The following is a 13298-nucleotide window of genomic DNA, read 5'->3' on the forward strand; positions in this document are numbered from 1 at the left end:
AATGGGCAAGGCTATCATGAAATCGACTTTATCCGTTTCTGGTCAGCAATGCATGGGTGATTCATCATCTAAAACCATGGTGATTCCCTCTCGGCTTAACGAGGTCGCAAAAGTTCAAGATGCGATCCTCGGGGAGGCGCGTGAGAAGGGCTATACCAAAGAAGCGATCTTTGCGATTCAGCTTGCGCTGGATGAAGCGGTGACGAATGCGATCAGGCACGGCAACAAACTCGACGAATCTAAAAAAGTTACGATCATCTATTGCATTGATGATGTGAAGGTGGCGGTGAATGTATGTGACGAAGGTGAAGGGTTTGTCCCGGATGAAATCCCTGATCCGACCACGGATGATAATCTGACCTGTCCGAGTGGGCGCGGCGTGATGCTGATCCAGGCGTATATGTCCGAAGTTAGTTACAACGACAAGGGTAATTGTCTGAAACTGGTTAAGCTCAAAGACTGTGCCCTCCCCAAACGAGACTGATTTACTTCTACCGGGTGGCTGTTCGAAAGTTTCCGCTCAATCGTGTTTGTCTTTGATGTCCCAATATATGGGGCTTATTTTTTGCGCGCGGTATGAGGTATGGCGGGGAAGATAGGGAGACTGAGTCGGCCTCGATCAGATTGTTGAATGGGCTAGATCTCGGTATAATTTCCCGTTTCCCCCTAGAGAGGGTCCGGCTCTGCAAATCGCGTGTTTTCACGGTTTTGAAGCCGAGCTCGGTGAAAGTTGGAGGTCCTCATGACAGAGGCCGTGAGTCAAGAAGCGATTACCAAAGCGGCGGCACTGGTCGAAGCGCAGGAATATATTCACCAGTTCGCTGGCAAGACCATTGTGGTGAAGGTTGGCGGGTCAATTATGGACCAGCCAGAGGATTTACGTGCCGTCATTAACGATGTTTGCTTTATGGCATCAGTTGGTATGCGACCCATCATCGTTCATGGTGGTGGCAAAGGGATTACCGCAGCGATGCAGCAGGCGGGGCTTGAGGCGCAGTTTGTTCAAGGGCGTCGCTACACCGATGAACGTACCTTGGCTATTGCTGAGCACGTTTTGACGCAAGATATCAATATTGAAATTCAGAACATGATCCGTGATCGCAATCTCGATCCGATGGGGTTGCATTCGTTGTCGTCTTGTGCAGTGTTTGCGAAGCGGTTGTTCCTTGATGGGGAGGATGGTCGCAAGATTGATATCGGTTTTGTCGGCGAAGTTGAGGGGATCAATAACGAATTGCTTAACGCGTTGACGCAGGCGGATGTGATTCCGGTGATTGCGCCGATTGCACGTGACAAAGCGGGTGGAAAATTGAACGTGAATGCCGATTCAGTGGCGGGACATGTTGCTGCGGCCGTTCACGCTGAAAAATTGATTCTGATTTCCGATACGCACGGTATCCGTACCTCTGATGCGGAAGATGATCTGGCACGTCACTTGACCAAAACAGAGATCGAAAAGCTGGTCGACACCGGAATTATTACCCAAGGGATGTTGCCTAAGGTAGAGTCGAGCTTTATCGCGCTGGCCGGAGGTGTGCGTAAGGCGCACATCATTGATGGGCGCATCAAGCATGCGGCCTTGCTGGAGGTTTACACCGACACCGGCATTGGCACAGAAATCGTTTTATAGCCCGGAGCAAAATTGCAGTACGACGGGTAACGCACCCGTTGCTATTCATTTTGCTCTTTGAATTTTGAAGTGAGTGAGAACAAAAAAAACGCACTGACGCAAAGCACGTAACGAGGTGTTCGCATGAAGCACTGTATCGCCATTGCAGATTTTACAATTGAGCAGATTGATCACATTCTTGAAGTAGGTTTTCAGTTGCGTAATCAGCGCGCGACCGGGCAGGGTAATGATCCGATTTTGAAGAATCAGACGTTGGCGATGTTGTTTGAAAAGCCGTCATTGCGGACACGTGTCAGTTTTGAGCAAGCAATGAACGAGCTTGGCGGGCATGCAATTGTACTGTCGGGATCTGAGGTAGGTCTTGGTAAACGTGAGTCGGTGGCAGATGTGACGCGCGTATTGTGCGGGATGGTGCAGGGTATTGCGGCTCGTGTGTTTGAACACGACAAACTTATTGAGATGGCAGATCATGCGTCGGCTCCAATCATCAACATGCTGAGTGATGATGCACATCCGTGCCAAGCGCTCGCTGATGTGATGACGATGATGGATGAGTTTGGTCGCGATTTGACCGGTCGGACGTTGGCTTATGTTGGTGATGGGAACAATGTGGCGTACTCACTTGCTTGGATCTGCGCGAAGCTTGGCATCAACTTCAGTATCGCTGCGCCAGCAGGCTATGAATTGCCAGCAGAAGACGTCGAAAAAATAAAAACCCATCATTCCGCTTTCAATTTTGTTCAGTCTCACGATCCATTAGAGGTAGTGAAAAATGCTGATGCGATCTACACCGACACTTGGGTTTCGATGGGACAGGAAGAAGAGAAAGCCAAACGCATCAACGATTTTGCTGGCTTCCAGATCAATGATGATCTGCTTAGCCACGCGCCAGATCATGCAATTGTGTTGCACTGCTTGCCGGCGTACCGTGGGGTTGAGATTACTGACAGTGTGATGGACGGGCCGCGTAGCCGCGTGTTTCCCGAGGCTCATAATCGATTGCATGCCCAAAAGGGTGTTCTGGCTGTCCTGATGGGTGGGAAATAATCCGGTAGAACTAACGGTTGACCCTTTTCCAAGCACCTGCGGCTACGGGACAGGGTATACTGCTATGTGAACGCAGTTTCTCTAGGAATAGATTTGCACGCAAAAAACGATAAGTACACGCTTCTGATTGTGACCGGCTCCCACTTGCGGGCCGAGAGCGCGGACCGCCCACTTGCATATAAATTGCAAACACAGATTGAAGAGTGGCTCACTAAACATGATGACGTGATGAATGTGAAGATTGTGCCGATCGTGTGCAGTGATATTTGGTTTCTCAATAATCAAGATTTGCAGGAGCGGCCGGTGGTGAGTATCGGCGGTCCGGGTGTGAATGCGTTGTCTGGGTATTTTGCCCAGTCGTTGCCGGATGAGGATCAGGAACCGACGCCAGAACCACGGGTGCTTATTCAGGTTGATCCCGAGTTCACGGACTTGCGAGCTTGTATCTGGGGCTCGAATCATGAATTGACCGTGAAGGGGCTGGATCTGTTTTCGGATCAATATCTTGACGGTTACATGCGGGCGGTGGCTACACAGGTTGAGCCGCACGAAGATTAATATGTGAATATAGCGGAGCGAGCGGTTTGATTTTCTCCCCAAGCCCTTAGCGATGCAGTAAAATAGGACCAGTCTTATCCACGTAAACGGGCAATTGCCTCTAAGAAAGCCAAGGTAAATTGAGCGATAATCCTACCGATATTCTTCTGGTTTGCAGTGGTAACACTTGCCGATCACCGATGGCAGAGGGTTTGGCCAAGCAGATCATTGCGAGCGATCTAGGCGTTGGTCCAAGTGACTTGGAAAAGCATAACTACCATGTGCATTCTGCAGGTACGTTTGCGATGGATGGGATGCCGGTCTCACCAGAAGCGGTCGAAGCGATGGACAAGCAAGGTATTGATATCGCTTCGCATTTCTCAACGGCGATCACAAAACAGTTGATTGACGATGCCACGATGATTTATTGTATGACAGAGTCGCATCGACGTGCGGTGTTGGAAATTCAGCCTGATGCGGCCAGCAAAGTATTACGGTTGGATGATCAAGGGGATGTCGACGATCCGATTGGAATGGGTCTTTCAGCTTATTTGCGAACAGCCGAGATGATTCGCCGAGGTTTAGACAGTCGCCTGAAGGAGCTTATAAAATGATCATTGCAGTGGGCAGCGACCACCGTGGGGCGGACATGCTTTCCAAACTGACACTCGAATTGCAGCACACAGGTTGCAAGGTACTCGAAGTGGGATCATGTGGTGGGCGGATGTGTGATTATCCTGACATGGCCTATCCAGTAGCGCAAGCGGTTTCCAGTGGGCAAGCTGACCGCGGTATTTTGATTTGTGGTTCGGGGATTGGTATGTCGATCGCAGCGAACAAAGTAGACAGTGTGCGTGCTGCACTCGTACATGATGAGATTGGTGCGGAGATGAGTCGGCGTCACAATGATGCGAACGTGCTTTGTTTGCCGGCAGATTTATTGGGTGCTCGTGTGATGGAACGCATCGTGCAGATCTGGCTAGAAACCGAGTTCGAGGGTGGCCGCCACGCTCGGCGGGTTGACAAGATTGCAGCCATTGAACAGGGTACTTTTGAAAGTGCTACCGATGCGTTGATCGATACTTCGGCAGCCGAATGAAATATCGATCTTTATTGGTTACGTGAATTATGGTGTGTTATGCGGGTTTCTCGGCATACCCGCTGTTGTGGTGTGTTCCCTCTTGGCCTGATGGGGCTGCTCCTCTATCATGATGCACACTGGAGCGAAGGACCGTCTTCAGATTGGGTGCTAATTGCGCCGCTATCGCATCAGGGAGCTTCCGCATGTTGCAGGACAACTCGTACCGAGTTCGCGTTGAATCATTGGATTGGCAATCGCTTTTCCCTTTTCTCAAAATCGTTCGCAGTTTTCGTATGGCAATCCATCCGTCCAAGATGTTGCTCGCGATGCTGATGGTGGTGTTGACGTATCTTTCTGGCTTAGCGTTAGATGAAGTGTGGGGGCCACAAGTTTATCATCGTGAGTTTAATCGCTATATCACGCAGTCACCGGAACGATATCAAAAATTCCTCAGTGAACCTGAAACCTATCTTGGCGCAACAAAAGCAGCAGACAAAAAGCCGATTTTTCAATCAACGCTCGATCTTGAACTGCAATCTTTCAAACACCTGATTTACTCAGCAGCTTCTTTGAAGTTTGGGTTTAACAGCCTTTACGATCAACCAAGCGATATGAACGCGGGTGGTGTGGTTCCCGCACTTTATGTGATGATCATTGGAATCCCCGGTTGGCTTCTTGCAACGCACCCAACTTTTCTTGCGATCTTCCTTGCATGGACCTTCATTTTGACCATTATTTTTGGCGGTTCTATCTCACGCTTAGCCTCGTTACATGCGACGCGTGATCTGCGGCCATCATGCTTTTACGCGCTTCGATATATCCGAGATCATTTTCTGGCTTACTTTGGTGCGCCTGCGATCCCGCTGGTATTGACCCTTGTCATCGGGTTGCTGCTTGCTGCTGTGGGTTTGCTCTTTAATTTTGCCATCACAGGCTTTGTCTCTGCCCTCATCTTTGGGCTGTTGATCTTTGGCGGCTTCATCATCGCGCTACTTTTGATTGGACTAGCTGGCGCATCGAATATTATGTTTCCTGCTATTTCGACTGATGCCTCCGATCCGCTCGATACTATCAGCCGCACCTACAACTACGTTTTGACTCGCCCGTGGCAATATTTGTTCTACACGGCATTTTCCCTTTTCTATGGCGCGATCACCTATCTATTCATTGCATTCATCATTTTTCTCACGCTGTGGGCCACCAAAAATTTCACCGGTTGGTGGGTGTTTACAGATAGCATGGGTCCCAACGGCAGTGACATGAACACGATGAACGCGATTCTGCCCGATCCCAAGCTTGGACAACTTCCGTTCTACACCGGCGCGGTTTCGACCGAGGTTGATCAGCCTGCCGGCATTACGATTATGACGACCATTGTGACTGCTTGGGTCAAGCTGTTGATCGCAATCATTCCGGCTTTTGCGTTTAGCTTTTATTTTTGTGCTCAGACATGGGTTTATTTACTGTTGCGTGAATCTGCTGATGGGACTGAGATTGATCAGGTCCACCTTGAGCCTGGCGACAATCCAATGGATCGTTCGATGGACCAGCCCGACTTGGCTGACAACTACGACACAGATGCTTCCGACGGTCCATCGTCGCAAGCATCTGGTGCCTCCTAAGCTGAGTTGTGTTTAAGTCGTGTTGCTGGTCTTTGAAGCGGTGGACATAGCTTCTGGGGGATCAGGGGGCAGGAGTTGCCAAGACCTGATAAAATGGTGACGCACACTTGTCCGGCTGGGGATCAGGTCGGGTGCCGCTTCTCCCTCGGGAAAAGGGATGGATGCGATCGTAGGGCCTGCCAAGAAGGCTGTGCCTTGTTCTGCATCAATCCTGTTCCTTTTATCCCATGAAGTTGATCCGCATGAACCGACACCCTGTACTTTTACTTCTAATCTTGTTGATGTTTGTGGTGAGCTTACTACTTATAGGCTGTGATAGTGGCAACTCTCCTGCAAACACATCTGTAACCAGTGACAATCCGAATTCCATCCGTATTGTCACTTTCGCACCTACACTTACGCAGATGGTGCGCGATCTCGGTTTTACTCAAAATCTTGTCGGCGTGGCTGAGCACGACGTAGCCCGTCCATCTGATCTGCCTATCGTTGGGACATTCTTTAACGTCGATACCGAAAAAGTCCTCTCTCTCGCGCCGACCCATGTCTTTATCCTCACGGGCAAGGATGGTGCGCCGGAAAATCTTGTGGAGCTTGCTGAGCAGGGGCACTTTAATCTTTATGCTTATCACCCTTATCCCAGTACCTTGGATGACGCGCTGCAGATTCTGCACAATGATCAGCTCGGCACACTGGCGGAATCGCAATCCTCTCAAACGGGCATGTTCACCGGCAGCAACACCCCCGGTGTTGGGCAAGCGCTCGGTAAGCCAGAGCTTGCCAAACAGCTACGCGGTAAACTCCAGCAACAGCTCCTCGCCATCCAGCAGCTCACCAAAGATCAACCCAGTCAAAGCGTACTCATGCTTTTTGGCCTACGTGAACCTGTCATGGCTTCCGGGCGCGATACTGTTAATAACCAACTCCTTGAAATCGCTGGTGGGCATAACGCTGCTGCCGACTCCGCGATTTCTGCGCCCACTTTTGACCGTGAAGCACTGATTGACATCGCACCCGATACGATCCTCCTCCTGCTTCCCAATGCTCAGCCACTTCAGCCAGACGATACGCGTACCGCCGCACTCCGGAGCTTGCCCATACCTGCTGCACAAAATGGGCGCATTCACATCATCTCTGATCCTCTCATTCTCATTCCCGGCTCAAGTATGGCACATACTGCGGCCGTTTTTGCTGAAACCCTCCATCCCGGACTTAAAGCTAGCCTTCGTGCGATCGTGGCCGAGCCACTGTTGCCCGCTGTTTCCGCGGAGCAATCTACCTTCAATCCATAACCACAAAGCGATGCCTCTTCATTGTGAGTAGTACTACACAAAAAACACCAACCACCCCGCCTCTTGTTGCCGATGAATCTGCAGCATCTGGTGAAATGCGCATCAAGATCATTCTTTCTGTCCTTTTCCTTCTCGCGCTCGGAGTTTTTATTGCTCGTCTTTACGTCGGCTCCTCTTCAGTTGGCTTTCCCACCGGTCAATCTGCCGGCACTATTTTTAAACTCCGTGTTACTCGCCTCGCCATCGGTGTAATCGTTGGTATTGCACTGGCAACCTCTGGTGTTGCCCTGCAAGCGCTTTTGCGTAATCCACTTGCTGAGCCCTATATCCTCGGCCTCTCCACCGGCGCGGGCCTTGGTATGATGATCCAAGCTCTCTTCACTTATGCCACTGGGATCATCATCATCTCCAACAAATTCGGCGACAGCTTCGGCGCACTCATCGGTGCCGCTATCAGCATGTTCATTGTCTTCCTCGCAGGTCGTCGCCGTGGCATGATTGATCCCCTCGGTCTCCTACTTACTGGCGTGGTTCTCTCCACGATCAACGGTGCCTTGATCATGCTCGTCCACTACATCCTCGGCCCCGGTGGACTGCGCGAAGATATTGCTCGCTGGATGATGGGCTACATCAACGAAGGTATCTCTATCGAACTCGTTTACGCGATGGGTGGACTTACCCTCCTTGGCCTCTGTGCACTCAATCTCTCAGCACGCTCCATGGATATCGCCACATTGTCTGACACCGAAGCGATCAGCCTTGGCGTCTCCGTGCATCGTCTCCGCATGATCCTCTTTCTCGTCGCCTCCTGCCTTGCCGCCGGTGCTGTTGCGCTCGCGGGCCCGATTGCGTTCGTTGGCCTCATTTGCCCACACATCATCCGTACCCTGATTGGTCCGTCCCACAAATGGCTCATCACAGGCTCCGCGATGGCTGGCGCGACACTTGTTGTTGGTGCAGATACCCTCAGTGCCTTGATCAGCCACCTCTCTTTGGAACTTTTCCACTGGCGAATCGGTCTGCTACCTATCGGTATTTTTACAGCCATTCTTGGTGGCCCTGTTTTCCTTTGGATTCTCCGCCCACAACTCGGCAAAAGTGACGCATAACGTCTCACCTACTAGAATCGCATCGTAGGCAACGATGTATGCCTTTGTAAACTTGCCATAACTTGTGGCGAGAGATCAACATGCCACACTGAAATTATTGATACGAACATGACCGATTCACAAAATCATTTTGCCGACCGTTTTTATCAAGCTATTGCCATTAAGGGCGCTCCTGTCTGTGTTGGGCTGGATCCTGTATTTGATCGTATGCCTGATGAACTGATTTTGGGCCAATCTATTCCTGCCGACGATCAACAAGCTGCCGATGTGTTCGAAGCTTACTGCATGGGGGTTCTTGAAGCAGTCGCGCCGTATTGCCCGATCGTAAAGCCGCAGCTTGCTTGTTTTGAGCGATACCATGGGCCGGGCTTCACCTGCTATCACCGTGTTGTTCAAGCAGCGAAATCGCTCGGTATACTCGTACTGGCTGACGGTAAACGTGGCGACATTGGCACATCATCCGCTCACTATGCCGCTGGCTTACTCGGCGCGCCTGATGGCGCGGACGCATTGACCGTCAATCCATACCTCGGTATTGATGGCATCGAACCATTTGCCAAGGTTGCCGCAGAGCAGGGCAAGGGGCTCTTTGCTTTGGTTCGCACGTCCAATCCAGGTGGTGATGCTCTACAAACACAGAAACTTGCCGATGGGCGTACGGTTTCGGAAATGGTTGCGGACCTGATCGCGGACTTCGGTGCATCTGAGCCGAATTTTGTTGGCCAATGCGGCGACTCGTTGCTTGGTGCAGTGGTAGGCGCGACGAAATCCAAAGATGGGGCGGCATTGCGGGCGCGCATGCCACAGCAGATATTCCTCGTACCCGGCTTTGGCGCGCAGGGTGGTACAGCCGATGACGTGATGCCGCTATTCAAAGCAGATGGCACTGGTGCGATCATTACCGCCTCGCGATCAGTTATCTATGCGTATTCAGGCAAAGATGGTGTTGATTGGAAGCAGGCGATTGCAGATGCGGCCAAAGATCTGCGGGATCAGATTAAACAGATTATTGCCTGACCAATGATCAGACTACAAGAAACAAAAACCTTCCACATCTTGGTGAAAGGTTTTGTTTTACATATCACGTATAGGGCGGAGCAGCACAGACAGGGCTGCTTATCGTTTATGTAACGACTTCATGTTTTATGATCGCATAGGCAACGTGTGTCACGCAAGAGTTGATACTTTTAAGGTGAGTCAGCAGGTCCAGATGAACCGCACTGGATTCATGCGAGATTGGGCTGCCGGATTGAAGGCGGGCAAAATGGCGGTCACGCATCTCACGTTCGAGTTCACGGAGGCGTTCTTTGTGTCGAAGGAGTCGCTGAGCGAGAACCTTGTCGCTGGTGGCGAAGGCAGTTTCCGCAATCAGCACATTCTCTGAGACTTTTTGATAAAAATCATTGAGCTCTGTCCAACCTTCGTTGGAAAAATCGATCTGCTCGCGGCTGCGTTTAATGGCGAGTTCGGCGAGGTTTTTGTCGATGATGTCACCGATGGTTTCAAGTTCGTTGAGGTAATCGAGCTGTCGGATGATCTCATTTGCGGTGGCATCGTTGTTATCTGCATTAGAAACCTTGGCGAGGTATTTCTTGATTTCTGCATCCAGGTAATCAACCTTGTCGTCTTGTTCTTGCACCAGACGGGCTTGTTCTGCGTTGCGTTTCTTTAAGGCCACCCAGAATTGATCCAGCATGCGGCGAACCATTTCTGATACCCGTAAAATTTCCCGTAAGGATTGACCTATCGCCAAGCCGGATTCATCAATCAGTTTCGGATTGATGTACCGCGGGCCAAACGCTTCGCCTGCTCGGACTTCCGGCTCAGGAATCAGCCATTGCACAACCTTGTAGCCTAGACTGATGAATGGCAGAAAGATGATTGCCATTACGATGTTGAAACCGGAGTGCGTGAACGCAATGCGCTTATCAAAGGTGGCCGGGATCTTAGAAACAAGATCAGTGGCATAAGGCAGCAGGCTTACGAACAATACTGCGATAGCACATTTGGCCAATAGGTTACCGATACCAAGGCGACGCGATTCAATTTGTGACCAGCCAACAAGGGTGGTGCTGATCGCGATGCCAACATTTGCGCCGACAACAACAGCGATAGCGGTGCTGAGTGTGATGAGTTGTTGGCCTTGGTCGCCGGTCATGCCGGAGAGGCCGATGAGTAGCGCGATGGCTGCAGTGCTGGATTGAAGCAGCACGGTAATGATGGCGGTGAGTAAAGCGATACCGACGGGGTAGTTGGCGGCTATAGCAATCAGATCAATCAGATCTTGTGTGGGTGTGATGGTTCGGGCAGTTTCTGAGATGGTGCCAATGCCCATGAAAATGAAGCCGAGGCTGAGTAGCAATTGTCCCATACCACGGGTGTTGTTGCGTTTAGTGAACTGGAACAGGATGACGCCGATGAGAATAAGGACGGCGGCGTATTGTTCAAGTCGCAATGCGATGAGCAGAACCATGACGGTAAGCCCAACATCTGCGCCGAGCATGACCGCAAGCATCTGTCGGGCAGTCATGTGACCGGCCTGCACGCTTTGCACTGCAAGGATGGACATCGTGGTGCTTGATGGTGCGACGACGGATACACCAAGGCCCATAAAGAATGACTTGATACGTGAGTCGCCGACGCTTTGCATCCAGTGTCCGAGCTTGGGCCCGAAGAGCCGATCGAGTCCTTTGCGCAGAAACCGGACCCCAAACAAGATCAGGGCAACGCCGCCTGCGATGGTGAGTAGCGTTAGCATATACCGTTAAGATCCAATGAGAATTGTTAGTAAAGTTAGCTATCTAGAATCATGCCAGCTTAGGGATTGGGATTCATATGTCAAAATAAAACAACAACATACAGAGGAATTGTGGAAAGCTCATTGCGTGAATCCATGAAAAAACCCCAACGTGTGGGGTTAACATTCCTCTAAAGATGATCGGTTGCAAGGCCTTGAATAGATCAATAACAAATCATGTTGGGTGGTGTTACAGGCTGTTGTTCCATCGCTGTTGCATCCAAGTGGTGATCGCATTGTCATAGGTTGAAGTTCTTGCAAAGGCTGCAGCGGCGAGTTCTTGACGTAATGCAAGTGTGGTGCTGCCATCGTTTTCATCCATGTCGTTGCAGACACGATCATAGTGCTTGGGATCGGTGACACAGGTGACGAATTTATGATTTTTGGCGGAGCTACGGATCATGCATGGGCCGCCGATGTCGATCTGCTCGATGGCTTCGGCATCGGTTACCCCTTCTGCAGCAATAGTTGATTCAAACGGGTAAAGGTTCACGCAGACCAGATCAATGGGTGTGATCTGATGCTTTTCCAACGCAGCGACGTGTTCGTCATTATCGCGCAATGCGAGGAGCCCGCCGTGAACTTTGGGGTGGAGTGTTTTGACGCGGCCGTCCATCATCTCTGGGAAGCCTGTGAGTTCACTGATAGGCGTAACCTCAAGGCCGGCCTCGATAAGTGCTCGAGCGGTTCCACCCGTGGAGACGATTTTTACATCGTGGCGTGCGAGGCGTTTAGCGAAGGCAACCAAGTCAGTTTTGTCGCTGACACTCAACAGTGCGGTTTTGATTTTTAGCGCTTTTGTCATCGTTGTTTCTCTATCGTTTTGTGGTCATCCCGCATGGTGCGGTTCCACATTGTATGGCGACACGAATAACTTTGCACAGAGCGCAAGACTGCTTTGCACATTGATGTGGCAGATTGTCTGAAAGGGTTGGGATTGGATTCAGGAGCGTTTGTTGATCTTGATGATCTGTCCGCGTGGGGAGATCAGCATAACACTGCTGCCGTTATCGACTGGGATGGCCATACGTAGGGTCGCAGTGTCAGCTTCCTGGTTGACCAAGCCGCTCTTGACGTCGATGAGCTTGAGCTTGTTGGCCGAGGCAATCAAGATTTGGTCGTCGTCACCGCAGAGAGGTAGTGCTCTTTCCGCGAGTGTCCACTTGACCTTACCTGAGATTGAATCGATAGCGTAGAGACCTTTACCTTCGACAGGTTGGTACACGGTGAGTCCGATGGGCTTAGGAGAAGCAGTGAGCGATACGCCGAATGGAAGCTTCCATTTGTCTTCACCTGTGAGCAGGTCGAGACAGTAGAGGGTTTGATCCATAGAAGCGATATAGATGCTGAGCCGATCCACGCCAGGTGTGGAGTTGTTGGCGCCGTAGGTATGGTTACGCCAAATGACGGTACCGGAGCGGCCAGAGATTTTGGCATAGACACCTTTGTTGTCGACAGCGACGATGCTGAATCCAGTTTGAACCGGTTGAGCGCTGATACCTTCGGTGAGCTTGTATGCCCAGTTGACGAAGTTGGCTTTGAGGTCGAGCGCAAAGACGACACCGGTAGCATCACAGAAGATGGCGTACTCATCGACGACGAGTGGGCCGGTGGTGGCAATTGTTTGGAGGTCGACGATGTCGCGGATCGCACCGGTGTTGGCATCGAGTTTATAGAGACGTGTTTCAGAGTTCACTAGAAGCGTGTTCTTCCAGAGTGCGGGCTGGAACAGCACAACGTCTTTGATCTTACGATTCCAGATAACACTGCCATCTTTCATAGAGGTGGCAGTGACTAGATTGGTTGGTGCTTCGATGGTGATCAGTTTGTCACCGAGAACAACAGCAGAGGTGATCTCTGCACCCGGGATCACATTCAGGTCACGGACCCACTGAGTGGCGTACCCGATCTGAACGGCTTCGACATCAGCGATGAGCAGACGGTCTTGGCGAGCAGAGGATTTGCTTATGGGCGTGGATGCTTGTTTCGTGGTTGAACTGCACGCAGTCAGACCCACGAGACTCAAGATGACAAGTGACCGGAACAACAGTGATTTCATGCGTCTTCACTCCGTCAATGATTTGGAGGCCATTTTCATAGGACCAGGACGGCCCTTTATGGCTCCAAGTATCGAGTTTACAAGCGTCTAGGTCAAGTTGTTTGCCCATATTCACTGAAAATGACGC

The 13298-nt window shown here is 51.0% G+C and carries 12 protein-coding genes and 1 pseudogene; 10 read left to right on the forward strand and 3 right to left on the reverse strand.

All coding sequences use genetic code 11. The annotated features are described in order from the left end of the window. Positions 1-16: 16 nt before the first annotated feature. The 10 genes from ACQ6WK_RS05250 to pyrF all read left to right on the forward strand — a co-directional run bounded on the left by ACQ6WK_RS05250 (position 17) and on the right by pyrF (position 9332). The gene (locus ACQ6WK_RS05250; RefSeq protein WP_432799696.1) at positions 17-484 is read left to right on the forward strand and encodes an ATP-binding protein; all 468 of its coding nucleotides are present in this window, start codon (positions 17-19) and stop codon (positions 482-484) included. A gap of 258 nt (positions 485-742) precedes the next feature. After that, positions 743-1630: an acetylglutamate kinase gene (argB, locus tag ACQ6WK_RS05255; RefSeq protein ID WP_432799697.1), complete on the forward strand. Its 888-nt coding sequence runs from the start codon at positions 743-745 to the stop codon at positions 1628-1630. Between the two features lie 123 nt (positions 1631-1753). Further along, positions 1754-2677: an ornithine carbamoyltransferase gene (gene argF, locus ACQ6WK_RS05260; RefSeq protein ID WP_432799698.1), complete on the forward strand. Its 924-nt coding sequence runs from the start codon at positions 1754-1756 to the stop codon at positions 2675-2677. A gap of 93 nt (positions 2678-2770) precedes the next feature. Then, entirely contained in the window at positions 2771-3235 is a 465-nt protein-coding gene (locus ACQ6WK_RS05265) for a hypothetical protein (protein ID WP_432799699.1), read from the forward strand. A gap of 119 nt (positions 3236-3354) precedes the next feature. Continuing rightward, the gene (locus ACQ6WK_RS05270; protein WP_432799700.1) at positions 3355-3828 is read left to right on the forward strand and encodes a low molecular weight protein arginine phosphatase; all 474 of its coding nucleotides are present in this window, start codon (positions 3355-3357) and stop codon (positions 3826-3828) included. After that, positions 3825-4313, forward strand: coding sequence for a ribose 5-phosphate isomerase B (gene rpiB / locus ACQ6WK_RS05275; protein WP_432799701.1), 489 nt, complete (start codon positions 3825-3827; stop codon positions 4311-4313). Before ACQ6WK_RS05270 ends, rpiB begins: the two co-directional genes overlap by 4 nt. Before the next feature lie 185 nt (positions 4314-4498). Continuing rightward, complete coding sequence (locus ACQ6WK_RS05280) at positions 4499-5917, forward strand: hypothetical protein (RefSeq protein ID WP_432799702.1); 1419 nt, start codon at positions 4499-4501, stop codon at positions 5915-5917. Between the two features lie 242 nt (positions 5918-6159). Further along, positions 6160-7206 (forward strand): ABC transporter substrate-binding protein, encoded by a 1047-nt coding sequence (locus ACQ6WK_RS05285; protein ID WP_432799703.1) that lies wholly within the window; start codon positions 6160-6162, stop codon positions 7204-7206. A gap of 23 nt (positions 7207-7229) precedes the next feature. Further along, positions 7230-8315 carry a FecCD family ABC transporter permease gene (locus ACQ6WK_RS05290; RefSeq protein WP_432799704.1) on the forward strand — a complete coding sequence of 362 codons (1086 nt, stop codon included), beginning with the start codon at positions 7230-7232 and terminating at the stop codon, positions 8313-8315. Positions 8316-8423: 108 nt separating this feature from the next. Then, a complete protein-coding gene (gene pyrF / locus ACQ6WK_RS05295) occupies positions 8424-9332 on the forward strand; it encodes an orotidine-5'-phosphate decarboxylase (RefSeq protein ID WP_432799705.1) in 909 nt (302 codons plus the stop codon). A gap of 106 nt (positions 9333-9438) precedes the next feature. On the opposite strand, the gene ACQ6WK_RS05300 is transcribed toward pyrF, so the two are convergent. The 3 genes and pseudogenes from ACQ6WK_RS05300 to ACQ6WK_RS05310 form a co-directional block, all read right to left on the reverse strand. Beyond that, positions 9439-11073 carry a Na/Pi cotransporter family protein gene (locus ACQ6WK_RS05300; protein WP_432799706.1) on the reverse strand — a complete coding sequence of 545 codons (1635 nt, stop codon included), beginning with the start codon at positions 11071-11073 and terminating at the stop codon, positions 9439-9441. 256 nt (positions 11074-11329) lie between these two features. After that, positions 11330-11917: pseudogene (gene purH, locus ACQ6WK_RS05305) on the reverse strand (bifunctional phosphoribosylaminoimidazolecarboxamide formyltransferase/IMP cyclohydrolase); the annotation flags it as partial. A gap of 138 nt (positions 11918-12055) precedes the next feature. Continuing rightward, positions 12056-13171 (reverse strand): PQQ-binding-like beta-propeller repeat protein, encoded by a 1116-nt coding sequence (locus ACQ6WK_RS05310; protein ID WP_432799707.1) that lies wholly within the window; start codon positions 13169-13171, stop codon positions 12056-12058. Positions 13172-13298 lie beyond the last annotated feature (127 nt).

It is taken from the genome of Poriferisphaera sp. WC338, from assembly GCF_050931845.1.
In the GTDB taxonomy this organism is placed as follows: Bacteria; Planctomycetota; Phycisphaerae; order Phycisphaerales; family Phycisphaeraceae; genus Poriferisphaera.

Excerpts from the sequence above, each read along its gene's own strand:
- ACQ6WK_RS05250 (WP_432799696.1), top strand. The coding sequence starts at position 17 with ATGAAATCGACTTTATCCGTTTCTGGTCAGCAATGCATGGGTGATTCA.
- rpiB (WP_432799701.1), top strand. The coding sequence starts at position 3,825 with ATGATCATTGCAGTGGGCAGCGACCACCGTGGGGCGGACATGCTTTCC.
- pyrF (WP_432799705.1), top strand. The coding sequence starts at position 8,424 with ATGACCGATTCACAAAATCATTTTGCCGACCGTTTTTATCAAGCTATT.
- argB (WP_432799697.1), top strand. The coding sequence starts at position 743 with ATGACAGAGGCCGTGAGTCAAGAAGCGATTACCAAAGCGGCGGCACTG.
- ACQ6WK_RS05310 (WP_432799707.1), bottom strand. The coding sequence starts at position 13,171 with ATGAAATCACTGTTGTTCCGGTCACTTGTCATCTTGAGTCTCGTGGGT.
- ACQ6WK_RS05285 (WP_432799703.1), top strand. The coding sequence starts at position 6,160 with ATGAACCGACACCCTGTACTTTTACTTCTAATCTTGTTGATGTTTGTG.
- ACQ6WK_RS05300 (WP_432799706.1), bottom strand. The coding sequence starts at position 11,073 with ATGCTAACGCTACTCACCATCGCAGGCGGCGTTGCCCTGATCTTGTTT.
- argF (WP_432799698.1), top strand. The coding sequence starts at position 1,754 with ATGAAGCACTGTATCGCCATTGCAGATTTTACAATTGAGCAGATTGAT.
- ACQ6WK_RS05280 (WP_432799702.1), top strand. The coding sequence starts at position 4,499 with ATGTTGCAGGACAACTCGTACCGAGTTCGCGTTGAATCATTGGATTGG.